Below are 13,872 nucleotides of genomic sequence, written 5' to 3'. Positions count from 1 at the left end.
CTTGCTCAAGCTCGGCCACACTTAAGGTAAATGGCTTGGCCTCCGGGCTGGCGTTTTTTATGGGCTTTTTATAAATGGTTAATCGACTGTAGTTAATAAGCCATAAGCCGGATCAATATTGCGCCAGCCATAACAAGGGTAATCCACTTCACCCACTGGGCGCCCTTCTCGCTCAGATTCACTCTCACGGCAAAAAAAGCGCCCGTGATATTACCGAGGGCAAGAATCAACCCCATACTCCAGCGAACCTGCCCGTTAAGGGCAAAAATCAGCAACGCGGGTACTGTGTACAATAGAATAATAGACACCTTGAATACATTAACCTGGCGCAAATCGATGCGCAGCATGCGGTACAAAACCACTATAAACAGCGCGCCTACACCTACCTGAATAAAACCGCCGTATACGCCAATCAGAAACATGGCAACATATATGACCGGGCCAAGCCGTTCCGGAGTAAGCGGATTGGTATCCAGCTTAGGCTGAGGCAGCAGCATGAACACGGAAGCTCCCATCATGGCAACGATCAGCACCCACTCAAATATCGCGTCTGCCACCCAGGTTGCCATCCAGGCGCCCAGCAACGACCCTAGAACCGCCGGCATCGCAAGGTGCAGACTGACCCGAAGGTCGCCGTGACCCAGTCGTCTGAAGCCAGCAACAGCGGTTGTGCTCTGCAGAATTATCGCAACCCGGTTAGTACCGTTCGCAACCTGTGGCGGCAGCCCCAGGAACATCAGAAGAGGCAGAGTCAGCATCGACCCACCTGCAGAAAGCACATTAATGAACCCGGCAATGCCGCCCAGCGCAAGCAGAGCTAAAACCTCAATTGGAGTCATGCAGCGCCCGCAACCCCCTCTTTCTTGCCAAGCCCACCCGCTGCCAACAGCCCCGAGGCGCATTTCAGAATTCTGTCCTTACCCAAAAAGCGGCTCCTTTTTATCATTATTCTGGCTCACACTCGGAAGTGTAACCTTCTAAAGAGAGCTGCACGGCACCGGTTCTTCCAGCCGAGTATCAAGCCGGGGACACAAACAAAAAAAGGGCTCCCGTAGGACAAGCCGTTCAGCTAAAGTGGATCTGAGCGACTTGGCGTAGCCTAAAAAGGCGCTATACTACTGGATATCCAGGGCGCTGTTGTGCTTACCTGTTGGCAGGCCACTCCAAACTGGGAATCGCCCCCCGAACCCAAACAATATCTTGAAACTCCTCCCTTTCGTCCATAAAGCGGAACCACGCCAGGTAATTGTCCACGCGGGCCGTTCCGACACCGTGGAAGCGCTTAAGCCAACCCTTCCAGCGTTGGGTAAAATTGTTCAGGGTCTGGATGTGGTAAACACCCTCAACAACCCGGCTGTTATCCTTCGCAATCAATCGCTTATGCTCAATATGGTCAAACGTCTTCACCATTTCTACATAGGAAAGGTTGCCATCTGTGCACAAGACGGAGTTCTCGCGGATCACTGGGGCCAAGGCTGCGATAATTTCCTCCTTAGTGTCGTGCTCTAGAACATGGTGGGTAATGTGTCCGGAGCGATCCAGCGCCAATGCGATGGGCACCAGAGTCACCTTACCGCCCCCACGTTTACGGGCTGGCCGAGGCATCGTCTTTTTTCCCTTGAAGGACTCCGGCAGGAATGTCTCGTCGGCCTCGATGATGCCGGACAACGACGTAGCCTTATGATCTCTGGGACTGCTTAGAAAGGCATGACGCCAACGAAAGGCCGTGCGTAGGCTGACACCGGTCACCTTGGCCGCTTTGCGTAGGGATAGGCCATAGCGCATCGTTTCCACATACTCTAGCCAGAGCTCTTCTTTACGCATGCGGTACAGCGGGCTACCCACCAGCGCGTTGAAGGTCTTTGCGCAACGTTTACAGCGGTAGCGCTGGCGCTCATTCTCGGATGATCCCCAGCGAATAAACGTCTTGGACTGGCAATAAGGGCACTGGGTAACCGCCTCTTCACTGGCCGTCAGCGTCTCGTAAACAGCATCCAGTTTGACGCGTTTTTCAATATGATGCCGTAGCCTTTTCAACTGTGGGGTGGTGAAGTCAGGAACGCGGCGTAGAAGGTCGTTGAAATCATCGTGCTGCACGGTAGCCTCCAAATACATTCAGGTATGGAGTAAGTGTAGACCACCAACAGGTAAGCACAACAGCGCCATATCCAGACAGTATGGTGCCTTTTTTATGAGAAAGAAATCTTGCCAGAAGGATTGGCCCAGGGTTCCCGAAAGGTATGAGGGAATTCAAGTCAACGGATGTGGGGCTCCAAACTGTGAGAACTTTGAACTCTCGCCAGTCCCAGGTGAAAGGATATACAAAGAATCTAATAGCGAAATCGGTGACCGTCAATTACTGAATGCTCCGGAACCCTTCCGTGTTCAAGGTACAGGCTTGAATGCCGCCACTCTGGCCTGTAAGTCGTGCGAAGCCAGGAAACGATCTGGTGAGTATTCTGGTGGCATTAGCTCAGCGCTTAAAAGCAACAAAGCGGTTGCCCAAGAACTTCACCGCATCAGCAGTTATTTGATAGGGCCAGATACGAATTGCCCAAACGGGTGTATGGAAAATGGTGGTCAGGTAAAAAGAAGAGGGAAAACATCCTCGGGTTCGCAGCGATACCAATGTCTCTCGTGCCGAAAAACGTTTACTCCAAAGAAAAGAAATCGCGCCCATCGCAAGCCTGAAATCAATAAGCAGTTCTTCAAACTACTCGTTAACCGGGTTCCCCTCCGGCGCATTGCTGAAATCTTATCCATTCATCCTCAGACTCTCTATGGAAAAATAGAGTTTCTGCACCGGCAGTGTTTGGATTTCGTGAGTCGCCGGGAGGCAGAACTAAAAATCCTGGAAATACCCCGGTTATATCTGGCGACGGACCGGCAGGTTCAGATCAGTAACTGGACACAACGGAAAGATAAGCGAAATTGCGAAGTTTATGGCATCGCCACCGCCTGCCTCAGAACTGGGTATGTCTTCGCCTTCAACTTCAATTTTGATGCTAGTGTGGATCAAGAAAGCACAGAAAAGCATGCTGTTGAACTCAGTGATTACGACCGCCCCAAATACCATCGTGAATATGCACGGGTATGGCTAAAGCAGGAGTTCAATGATGCCACAAAGCGGTCATCACAACGTGCTGAGCAGCTTGCAGCCGCATCTCTGGCTGACGAGGTACGACGCAAGGCCGCATACGATAGCACTGTGAACGCGAACGGTTCCTCCGAAGATTTCGATGTCACAACCCGGCTTCCGTCACAAGGTGCCTTGATCCATAACGAATACACGATGACCGCTCATTTCTTTCTGCTAAGAAGGCTTATGGGCTCTGTTGGTCGAACCCGATTCTTTATGGATCAGGATACGGGCATGAGAGGCGCTTATATTGCAGCGTTCCGGGATAAAATTCTGGAAGGAGAATCTGACGGCTTTTTGATCAGGGCGAGTAAAGATAAAACCGTCGATGCCAAACGACGACTGATCCAGGATTCTCACGAAGTGATCAGTAATTATGCGGGCACGTCGTTCCAGAAGATGTCGGTGAAGGAAAAAGGGGAAGTGATCAATAAAATGCTGATCGAGCGCCTAGAAAAACCGCTCTCGTTTCCGCAATCTCCAGAAAAATGGATTCAACATCCTCTCGCTACAATGGCGGAGTCAGAAAAGATGATTGCGGCGATCACTGAGATTGATCGTTACACACCAGAACACCAGGCAAACCTTTATAAAAAGGCTTCTCTTCATGCTGTAGATCGTTTCTTTATGCAAATTCGACGAGCCGTGACCTGCTTTGAACGACCATTTGGTTCTGGAACCAACGGAAGGCGAATCTGGTATGGATATTCACCCTACAATCCGGATAGATACACTCAGCTTGGCGACATCTACAGAGTTTATTACAACTACTGCAAAGTGAATGAGAAAGGCAAAACCCCAGCCATGCTTTTGGGGCTGGCAAAAGGGCCGGTGGATCTGGAAAAGATCATCTACCTAGATAAATACATTAAAGCAAAATCATAAAAAAAGGGTCGGTGAAAATTCACCGACCCTTTCCGCTGCCCGACAGAACCAAACCAGATCCACTTTAGCTGAACGGCTTGCCCGTAGGAGCCCCTTTTTTACCTCAAGCGCCTTTCGCGCTGTCAGTTACTCTGCAGTCTCTGCCTGATATTCATTTGCATCGGAAGTGGCAAGACTCACCACCACGATAGCAATGAAGGAGGCAACGAAGCCTGGCATGATTTCATAGACGCCAGGGCCACCCATGAACTCACTGTTCCAGCCCAAGGATACCCATATCATCGCGGTACCTGCACCCACAATCAGACCCGCCAGTGCACCAGCGCCATTCGCGCGCGGCCACATGAGTGCGAGAATGATCAGCGGACCAAACGCAGAACCAAAGCCTGCCCACGCGTTACCAACCAGACTCAGAACATTTGAGGTAGGGTCAGAGGCAATGACAGCAGCCACTAGACCAACAAGCACGACGCATACACGGCCAACGTTTACACACTCGCGGTCACCTGCTTCTTTGCGCAGGAACAAGCGGTAAAAGTCTTCTGTCAGCGACGAAGAAGCCACCAACAGCTGGCTGGAAATGGTGCTCATTACCGCGGCCAGCAAGGCTGCATACAGGAAGCCTGTGATCAACGGATGGAACAGCAAATCTGCGAGGATAATAAAGATGGTCTCGGGATCGTCAATTTCTACGCCATTACGCACTGCGTACGCCCGGCCGAAAATACCTAGACCAATCGCGCCAATCAGAGAAATAGCCATCCACGACATGCCGATGTTACGAGCAGTCGGAACTTCTTTCACTGAACGGATTGCCATGAAGCGAACAATAATGTGCGGCTGACCAAAATAACCCAAGCCCCACGTCACTGCTGAGAGCCATCCCACGATGGTAAGCCCTTCCGTCCAGGAGAGCAGTGTGGGGTCTACCTCATTCAGCGTTGCTGTCGCCTGGGCGAAACCGCCGCCGCCTTCGCCAAAGAGCACTACAGCCGGCATAAGAACCAGCGCAACCATCATGATGCAACCCTGAACAAAGTCAGTCATGCTCACAGCCAGGAACCCGCCAACCACTGTGTAGGCCAGTACGACGCCCAGAGTTATGGTGATACCCACGCCATAGTCACCCATTCCACCGAAGTTGAAGATTCCGGAAAATGCACTTTCGAATAACTTGCCACCCGCTACCAAGCCCGAAGCCGTATAGACCGCGAAAAACACCACAATAACGACAGCAGACACGGTTCGCAGCGGCAATGCCTGGGTAGGGAACCGGTTCGCCAAGAAGGCCGGAATAGTTAGCGCGTTGCCGTAATGAACGGTTTGTGACCGCAACCTAGGCGCAACGATAACCCAGTTAACAAACGCACCCGCAAACAGACCAATGCCGATCCACGCGGAGGCAAGGCCTGATACATACATCGCTCCCGGAAGACCCAGAAGCAACCATCCGCTCATGTCGGAGGCGCCAGCAGACAAAGCCGCTACCTTTGGACTAAGCCCCCTGCCGCCAAGCATGTAATCTTCAGATGAAGAGGTAGATGTGCGCATCGCAAAAATGCCGATGCCAATCATCACCGCAAAATAAGCAAATAGACTAATCCAAACACCAATAGCCATGGAACTCCTCCGGTTTTATGAGTCGGATTATATCCGCTCTCAAAGCACAGACCTGACAAAGAATGCCAGCATACTGTGTCGTTCTTCTTGTTTACTCGAATTCCTTCCGAACTTGAGCACGGTAACGTATCGCACACTCGACCTTAACTATAGTTAAGTATCTCCAATTTGCGACCGAAACGATTACTACGTCGGTGGGGTGAAATTTAACACGACCAGCCTAGTGTGACTACGTATACCCGGCTTACAAAATCCTACGATTCTTTTACGGAATTCTACGGGAGTGCGATTTTTTCAGACCAGATCAGGCAACGTTATCACTAACTTGCAGTCTAGCAGGAGTCGTTCCTTTATGTTTGCGCAATGCATTGGTCAAAGCACTCTGGGAGGAGAAGCCAACCCGGTAGCTGATTTCCGATACCGAAAGGGACGTCGAGGCCAAAAGGGTGATGGCCTGATTGAGGCGTGTTTGTAAAAGGAACTGGTGAGGGGTCGTTCCAACCACCTCGCGGAATACTTCATGAAATCGGCTGACACTCAGGCAAGCCTCACTGGCCAGCTCCTTCACCGTAACCTTCCGATGAAGGTTGGCCCTGATATAGCGTTGCATTGCGGCCGGGCTGAGGCTGTGCCTGTTGAAGGTAGCAACCTTCCGGTCAACCATTCGATCGGCCATGCAATACAGAATACTGGCCGCCAGATGGCTATGCATTGCGTGATTATCGGGCGACCGGTCAAACTCGCCTGCGGCGAACTGAACCAACGCTTGCAAGCGGCTGTCCATGTGGATCGTACGCGGGCGTTCGAACACTCGCACCATGCGCTCGTAATCGGCGTGGGCGGGGCTCGAAATGGCAGGGCTTGAAGGGTCTACGTTGATGACCAAAACATGATTCTGATGGTCGCCACAGTAATCGTGCCGAGCCTCTGTAGGCACGAGGCACGCTTTCCACGTATCTAGATGAGAGCCGGTTCCATCAACGCTCAAGTCCGCTTCGCCGTGAACACCAACCACTATTTGATGATGCTCATGGCGATGCTGATGAGATGCGGTTGGTAGCTTGAGTAATTTGCCATCCAGCATAGACGCAACCGGCACCTTCAATTGAGAATATAACTGAATTAAAGCAGATCTGACTGGAACTTGCACATAAGTTCGCTGACGGTGGCGTTTACTTGCTCCAGCGAGGCAGCTGCATCCACGATGTTATAACGAGCGGGCTCTGCCTCAGCGCGAGCTAGATAAGTGTCGCGAATACGCTGAAAAAATGACACAGCTTCCTGCTCAAACCGATCTAACTCCCCCCGCTTTCTTGCCCGAGTCATACCGGTTTCGACGGGTGCATCCAGCAAAACCACGTGATCGGGGCGCACGTCGCCCTGCACCAGGTTTTCCAGTAACGCGATTCGCTCGCTTGGAACGCCGCGCCCTCCTCCCTGATAGGCAAAAGTCGCATCGGTAAAACGATCACAAAGCACCCACAGTCCCTTATCAAGGGCGGGAAGGATATACGTATGAAGGTGTTGCGCTCGAGCAGCAAACATTAGAAGCAGTTCGGTGAGTTCGTTTACAGGTTCATCCCGTGGCGCCAAGAGCAGTTCCCGAATCGCCTCAGCCATGGGTGTGCCGCCAGGCTCACGGGTAACCATGCAATCGATACCGAGGTTTTCTAGGGTTTCAGCAGCATTGACGATCTGGGTGGATTTACCCACACCCTCGGTGCCTTCAAAGGTGATAAACCGGCCACGGACAGTCATTCTTTATCATCCTTCCCTGCCGGCGACGAACGGTAATCCGACCGACGATTCAGCTGAAATGCGCGAACGGCCTTTTGATGTTCTGCCAGCGTATTGGAAAACTTATGGGTACCGTCACCGCGAGCCACAAAGTAGAGCGCTTTTCCGGAGCCTGGATGCAGCGAAGCATAAATGGCTTCACGGCCTGCCAAAGCAATAGGTGTAGGCGGCAACCCATCAATACGATAGGTGTTATACGGTGTGTGGGTGCGCAGATCTCGGCTGCCTATGCGGCCTTTGTACTTGTCTCCCATGCCGTAAATCACGGTAGGGTCTGTCTGCAAACGCATGGGTTTTTGCAACCGGCGCACAAACACGCCCGCCACCTGTTCCCGCTCATGCGGCGCGCCGGTTTCCCGCTCAACGATGGATGCCATAATCAGCGCCTCGTAGGCGCTGTCGTATGGCAGGCCTTCTTCCCGGCTCTCCCACTCTTCGGCGAGAACACTCTCCATACGCTCGAACGAGCGTCGAAGCAGGTCGAGATCCGACTCGCTGCCCGTAAACAGGTAGGTGTCCGGGAAAAAACGCCCTTCCGGATGCTCCCCTTCTGCACCAACCGCCTCCATAATTTGCGCATCCGACCAGTCCGAAGTGAGCTTTTCAAGGCGCTCTGTTGACGCAAGCGCTGCGCGCAAGTCGCTGAACATCCAGCCTTCAATAAACTGCACAGCCCAGTGTTTGATGTCACCATCAACCATCTTTTCAAGCATGGCTTCAACGGTCATCCCGTCGGTGAATTCATACTCTCCAGCTTTGATTCTGGCCTGGCCGGGAAACAAACGGCCGTAAACCCGCACCCACAGGCTTTGTTCAACCAGCCCACGAGCCTCCAACTGCCTGGCAACACCACCGAATGCGGTTCCCACAGACACATCAAATAGTACAGGCTCGGTCATAACCACCGGTTTTGACAGTGAGCCCAGCCCCTGCCAAACCCATAAGCCTGTGCCCGCACCAACCAGTACGGCGGCACACATAACCGCAACTATAAGTTTCTTAAACAAACGAATTATTCCAGTAGATCGAGAGGATTGAAGATTGTCGCAAGTCCACCATCCACTGGCAAATTCTCGCCGGCGAGACAACGCACAGGAACCACGCCAATAACGCTGTTCAGAAGATAAAGCCCTAGGCAGTGCGAGCCCATTACATCCGCAATACTCACAGCACGCTCTACAACCATTTCTCCTCTAGCCCTGAGCCTTTCCAGCATCCACTGGCGCAGTATGCCAGCCACAGCAAGGCTTTTAGCGGGCGGCGTCACCCACCCTTCGGGTGCCTTAATAAGTAGGTTTGTACGAGTCCCCTCAACCAGATTGCCGGCACTGTCTGACATAATGACTTCAAACAGGTCGCCCTCAATCTCTCTGGCGGCCATAACCTGTTCCAGCCGATTGAGTGATTTGATGCCAGCAAGCAGGGGATTCACCGTGAGCGGGACTCGGGAGAAATCTGCGGCAACACCAGTGACAATCGGTATTGCCGGCATGGCACCGGCAGACACCATCAGGTTTGGGCAACTTCGGGGGCCTGGCTGGTAACCACGCCCCCCCTTTCCACGGGTGAGTGTTAGTTTAAGCACCCAGCCGCCATCTGCCTGCGGATTTGCATAACGGTCTGCGTAACGGCTAACCGCTGCGGCGCAGGCTTTGCGAAGATCGGTAAAAGCAATAGGAATACCCAGCCTGCCAGCATCACGAACCATCCGGTCGAGGTGGCGAGCCAAAAACACGCCCCGATCGCCACGCATACTTATGGTCTCAAACAGGCCGTCACCGTATGCTGCGCCCCGGTCACCGGCCGGCAGGCCACCTTCATCAGCCCAACAAAGGTTGAACATATTGCCTCAGCCTTCGTAACGACGGATAATTAGCGTGCCATTGGTACCGCCAAAGCCAAATGAGTTCGACAAGGCTACGCGTACATCGGACTTGCGACAGGTATTGGGAACGAGATCCAGATCGCAGCCCACATCGGGATTATCAAGATTAATAGTTGGCGGCAGCACGCCGTCACGTATGGCAAGCAGTGAAAAAATCGCCTCAACGGCGCCGGCTGCGCCCAACTGGTGGCCGGTCATGGATTTGGTGCTACTCATGGCCAGCCGGCTCGCGTGGTCACCAAAGACACGTTTAACCGCCGCAATTTCCGTAACATCGCCTACTTGCGTTGAGGTTCCATGAGCATTGATGTAATCAACGTCTTCCGGTTTTAGCCCGGCGTCTCTCAATGCATTATTCATGGAGAGCGCGGCGCCTTTTCCATCTTCGGGTGGCGAAGTAATATGATGGGCGTCATCACTCATGCCAAAGCCGGCCAGCTCACCGTAAATGGTTGCACCGCGGTTTTTGGCATGCTCCAACTCTTCCAACACGACCACCCCGGCACCGTCACTGAGCACAAAACCATCTCTGTCTTTGTCCCAGGGACGGCTGGCTTTCTCCGGTTCATCATTGCGGGTCGAAAGGGCTCGGGCAGAAGAAAACGCGGCTATACCTGTGCGTGTTGTTGCCATTTCAGAGCCACCGGCAAGCATTACGTCGGCGTCTCCGTACGCAATGGTGCGGGCAGCGTATCCAATATTATGCGTACCTGTGGTGCAGGCTGTGACTATCGCGATATTCGGCCCTTGATAACCGAACCGAATAGCGGCATTGCCGGAAATCATGTTGATCACCGACGCTGGAACAAAGAACGGCGACACTTTGCGCGGGCCGGATCTTTCCATCGTGAGCACGCTCTTTTCGATGTACTCCAGCCCACCAATCCCAGACCCTATAGCGATGCCGGCGCGCTCGCGATCCAGTTCTTCGTATTCCGCAAGGCCACTGTGGTCTACTGCCTGTTGAGCTGCAATCAGGCCATAATGGATAAACGCATCCAGCTTTCTGGCCTCTTTAACAGAAAGGTAAGGCTCCAGATCTAGATCTTTGATCGCACCACCAATGCGGGTGTTGTATTCGGAGGCATCAAAGCGATCGATCATACCGATTCCGCTTCGGCCGGCCAGGATACCCTCCCAGGAAGACGCGACATCGTTTCCCAACGGAGACAACATTCCCATACCAGTGATAACAACCCGTCGTTTACTCATAACCCCGCTCACCTGATCTTTTTTCATCTGTAGGTTGTGTTAAATGAACCCACAACAGGGGCCATTCACAGGCAATAAAAAAGCCGTCCCTCATTGAATGATAAGGACGGCTTTTTGCCTGGCTAACTTAACTGCAGAGTATCAGGTATGCGCGACGATGTAGTCGATCGCGTCCTGAACACTGGCCAGCTTTTCGGCCTCTTCATCCGGAATTTCAGTTTCAAACTCCTCTTCCAGTGCCATGACCAGCTCAACGGTGTCCAGTGAGTCAGCGCCAAGATCCTCTACAAAAGAAGATGAGTTTTGAACTTCGGACTCTTTAACGCCCAACTGCTCACAAACGATCTTCTTAACGCGCTCTTCAACTGTACTCATAATGTCCTCACTTTGTGTATCAACCAAGCAACTCAAGTGCTGCCAGTTTAGTGTAAACCCCACCTGCAAACAAGCAGGGATCCGGTTAAACATGTTGTGCGACAAGGGGTTGCGCACGAGCTCCGGAACCGGAGCTTATCCCATGTACATACCGCCGTTCACATGAATGGTTTCTCCAGTCACATATGCGGCAACATCCGATGCCAGAAAAGCAACCAGAGCGGCTACTTCTTCCGGCTGCCCCAGACGACCCGCGGGTATAATTTCCAGCATAGCCTCGCGTTGCTTGTCGTCCAGTTTTTTTGTCATATCTGTGTCGATAAATCCGGGCGCAACACAATTCGCTGTGATGCCACGATTCGACATTTCCTTCGCTAGGCTGCGAGTAAAACCCTCTACGCCCGCCTTTGCGGCACAATAATTAGCCTGCCCCGCATTACCCATACTGGCTACCACGGAGCTTACGTTGATAACGCGCCCCCACCGTGCTTTTGCCATACCTCGTAAAACAGCTTTACTGGTACGGTACACGCTTGAGAGGTTGGTTTCGAGCACCGACGCCCAGTCGTCATCTTTTAGCCGCATCAGCAGATTATCACGGGTTATACCTGCGTTGTTGACCAAAATCAGAGGCGCACCGGATTTTCCGGTCATCTCTTTTAAGCCCGCATCGATGCTTTCAGCATCCGCAACGTTCATCACAATGCCGTAGCCGTTTACGCCAGCAGCCTGAAGGTTATCCGTAATGGTTGCGGCCCCCTCTGCGGTGGTGGCAGTACCCACTACCTCTGCACCCTGCTTTGCTAGCGCTAGAGCAATTGCTTTTCCAATTCCCCGGGTAGCACCGGTTACCAGCGCTGTTTTGCCTTCCAGAGACATGCACAACTCCCTTTCATCAAGACGTCTTCAAGACGATTCAAATGCCGCTAGTGCAGCGATCAATGCCTGCGAGTCTTCCGTCCCATGAACGGCAAGTCCTCGGTCAATTCGCTTGGCCAGTCCTGCAAGCACTTTGCCAGTGCCACATTCCAAGGCTACGTTGACATCACTCTTAACCAGAGTGCGAACCGAATCCGCCCATAGTACAGGCGAATAAAGCTGCTTGAGAAGATTGGCTTTCAGTGTAGCCGAATCTGACTCTGCTGCAGCGTTAACATTCTGTATAACCGGGATGAGTGCGTCGCTAAAGCGAACCTCATCCAAAGCTCGAGCCAGCTCCTCAGCAGCGCCTTTCATCAGGGCGCAGTGGGAAGGGACGCTGACCGGCAGGGACATAGCTTTACGAGCGCCCTTCGCCTTACACGCCTCTATTGCCCGATCAACGGCGGCAAGCGATCCCGCAATGACGACCTGGCCTGGCGCATTGAAGTTCACTGCAGACACAACATCGCCATAGGCGGCCTCTTCACAGGCCGCAATAACATCAGCATCTTCCAAGCCCAGAATAGCAGCCATTTTACCTTCACCGGCGGGAACAGCTTCCTGCATCAGTTCGCCGCGCAGGCGTACCAGTTTGACGGCTTCCACAAAATCAAGGCTTTCTGCGGCCACCAGCGCACTGTACTCACCCAGGCTATGGCCTGCCAGAAAGTCGGGTTTTGATCCGCCGGATACAAACCACTGCCGCCAAAGCGCGATGCTTGCGGTCAGCATTGCCGGCTGGGTGACCATGGTCTGATTAAGCTCTTCTGCCGGGCCTTTCTGGCAAAGGTGCCAGAGGTCGTAGCCAAGCACATTGGAGGCTTCAGCAAACGTTTTGTTGATCATGGGCCAAGACTCGGCAGCAACGGAAAGCATGCCAACCGACTGCGAGCCTTGTCCGGGAAATATAAAGGCTGATTTCATAAGCTGGATCTTATCGTCATTGGAAGTTTCAGGAGATTAGCCAATAGTACAAGTTGGATGGATTTTGCGCGAGTAAGCCGTATAAGCGAAACCGGCTTTAGGCTCAGGCGCTCAAAGCATCAGATCATCAAGACGTTCGTTGATGCGCTGCGGCACTTCCAGTTCAACCTCAAGGACAGCCTGACGAATAGCTGCCAGCATCGCGCGCTCATTGGCGTTACCGTGGCTTTTTATGACCACTCCCTGGAGACCAAGAAGGCTGGCACCATTATGACGAGACGGATCCACCAAGCGAAGAAGTCGCCCGATAATAGGGCGGGCAAGAAGGCCCACAAAGCGACCATAAAGCGTGCGAGAGAACGCCTGCTCCATTAGTTCTATCAGCAGTCCGGCCACACCTTCGCCGGTTTTTAGCGCAATGTTACCTACAAAGCCATCGCACACCACTACATCGGCCACGTCCCGAAAGAGATCGCTGCCTTCCACATAACCTATGTAGTTAATAGAATCGCACTGGGCGAGCATATGGGAAGCTAAGCGAACCTGCTCGTTGCCTTTTATCTCTTCCTCGCCGACATTCAGCAGAGCAACCCGCGGCTCGCCTTGCTCACAGATAGCCGAGGCCATGAGCGAGCCCATCAGGGCATACTGATAAAGATTTTCCGCGCTGGAGTCTACGTTGGCACCAAGATCCAGAACATGGCACCGCCCGCGAAGGGAAGGAATCAGCTTGGTAATTGCGGGGCGCTCTATACCCGGGTACATACGGATAATGGAGCGACCAAACGCCATCAAAGCGCCGGTATTACCCGCGCTGACACACCCCTGAGCTTCGCCGTCACGCACCAGCGCCAGAGCGATAGCCATCGAGGAGTTTTTCTTGTGACGCAGCGCATGAGAGGGGCGTTCATTCATGCGGACAACATCTGCAGCCTCCGCAATGTGTATTCGCGGATGCCCATCACACAAAAAAGCCTCAAGCTCACTCCGGATTCCCACCAGAATGAAGCTCAAGGCTTTGTTTTCACGCACCGCTACCAGGGCTGCGGCAACCACCACTGCCGGGCCCCGATCGCCACTCATGGCGTCAATCGCTATGGTGATCGGTTTCACC

General features: G+C 53.0%; 13 protein-coding genes. 1 reads left to right on the top strand and 12 read right to left on the bottom strand.

All coding sequences use genetic code 11. The annotated features are described in order from the left end of the window. Positions 1-92 precede the first annotated feature (92 nt). Both CPH80_RS02485 and CPH80_RS02480 read right to left on the bottom strand, forming a co-directional pair. Positions 93-839, bottom strand: a complete 747-nt coding sequence (locus tag CPH80_RS02485) for a sulfite exporter TauE/SafE family protein (protein WP_096275467.1) — start codon at positions 837-839, stop codon at positions 93-95. A 304-nt stretch (positions 840-1,143) separates the two neighbouring features. Beyond that, positions 1,144-2,115 carry an IS1595 family transposase gene (locus CPH80_RS02480; RefSeq protein WP_096275466.1) on the bottom strand — a complete coding sequence of 324 codons (972 nt, stop codon included), beginning with the start codon at positions 2,113-2,115 and terminating at the stop codon, positions 1,144-1,146. 76 nt (positions 2,116-2,191) lie between these two features. Here CPH80_RS02480 and CPH80_RS02475 point away from each other — a divergent pair, with 76 nt between their 5' ends. Continuing rightward, a complete protein-coding gene (locus CPH80_RS02475) occupies positions 2,192-4,024 on the top strand; it encodes a hypothetical protein (protein WP_157746841.1) in 1,833 nt (610 codons plus the stop codon). Between the two features lie 126 nt (positions 4,025-4,150). Here the strand turns inward: CPH80_RS02475 and putP are convergent, their stop codons facing one another. The 10 genes from putP to plsX form a co-directional block, all read right to left on the bottom strand. Beyond that, on the bottom strand, positions 4,151-5,644 hold the full coding sequence (gene putP / locus CPH80_RS02470) for a sodium/proline symporter PutP (protein WP_096275464.1): 1,494 nt from the start codon (positions 5,642-5,644) through the stop codon (positions 4,151-4,153). Between the two features lie 304 nt (positions 5,645-5,948). Next, positions 5,949-6,728 (bottom strand): helix-turn-helix domain-containing protein, encoded by a 780-nt coding sequence (locus CPH80_RS02465; protein ID WP_096275463.1) that lies wholly within the window; start codon positions 6,726-6,728, stop codon positions 5,949-5,951. A 38-nt stretch (positions 6,729-6,766) separates the two neighbouring features. After that, on the bottom strand, positions 6,767-7,402 hold the full coding sequence (gene tmk, locus CPH80_RS02460) for a dTMP kinase (RefSeq protein ID WP_096275462.1): 636 nt from the start codon (positions 7,400-7,402) through the stop codon (positions 6,767-6,769). After that, complete coding sequence (gene mltG / locus CPH80_RS02455; RefSeq protein WP_166671479.1) at positions 7,399-8,448, bottom strand: endolytic transglycosylase MltG; 1,050 nt, start codon at positions 8,446-8,448, stop codon at positions 7,399-7,401. Before mltG ends, tmk begins: the two co-directional genes overlap by 4 nt. A gap of 5 nt (positions 8,449-8,453) precedes the next feature. After that, positions 8,454-9,284 (bottom strand): aminotransferase class IV, encoded by an 831-nt coding sequence (locus CPH80_RS02450; protein ID WP_096275461.1) that lies wholly within the window; start codon positions 9,282-9,284, stop codon positions 8,454-8,456. A 6-nt stretch (positions 9,285-9,290) separates the two neighbouring features. Beyond that, positions 9,291-10,538 carry a beta-ketoacyl-ACP synthase II gene (gene fabF / locus CPH80_RS02445; RefSeq protein WP_096275460.1) on the bottom strand — a complete coding sequence of 416 codons (1,248 nt, stop codon included), beginning with the start codon at positions 10,536-10,538 and terminating at the stop codon, positions 9,291-9,293. A gap of 141 nt (positions 10,539-10,679) precedes the next feature. Continuing rightward, a complete protein-coding gene (gene acpP, locus CPH80_RS02440) occupies positions 10,680-10,913 on the bottom strand; it encodes an acyl carrier protein (RefSeq protein ID WP_012136033.1) in 234 nt (77 codons plus the stop codon). A gap of 135 nt (positions 10,914-11,048) precedes the next feature. After that, complete coding sequence (fabG, locus tag CPH80_RS02435) at positions 11,049-11,792, bottom strand: 3-oxoacyl-ACP reductase FabG (RefSeq protein WP_096275459.1); 744 nt, start codon at positions 11,790-11,792, stop codon at positions 11,049-11,051. 27 nt (positions 11,793-11,819) lie between these two features. Further along, a complete protein-coding gene (gene fabD, locus CPH80_RS02430) occupies positions 11,820-12,758 on the bottom strand; it encodes an ACP S-malonyltransferase (RefSeq protein ID WP_096275458.1) in 939 nt (312 codons plus the stop codon). Positions 12,759-12,869: 111 nt separating this feature from the next. Then, complete coding sequence (gene plsX, locus CPH80_RS02425) at positions 12,870-13,871, bottom strand: phosphate acyltransferase PlsX (protein ID WP_096275457.1); 1,002 nt, start codon at positions 13,869-13,871, stop codon at positions 12,870-12,872. Between the last annotated feature and the right edge of the window lies 1 nt (position 13,872).

Source organism: Marinobacter sp. LV10R510-11A (assembly GCF_900215155.1).
Lineage (GTDB): Bacteria > Pseudomonadota > Gammaproteobacteria > Pseudomonadales > Oleiphilaceae > Marinobacter.
Note: the sequence above shows the minus strand (reverse complement) of the source record. Positions and strands in the feature narration are given on the sequence as shown.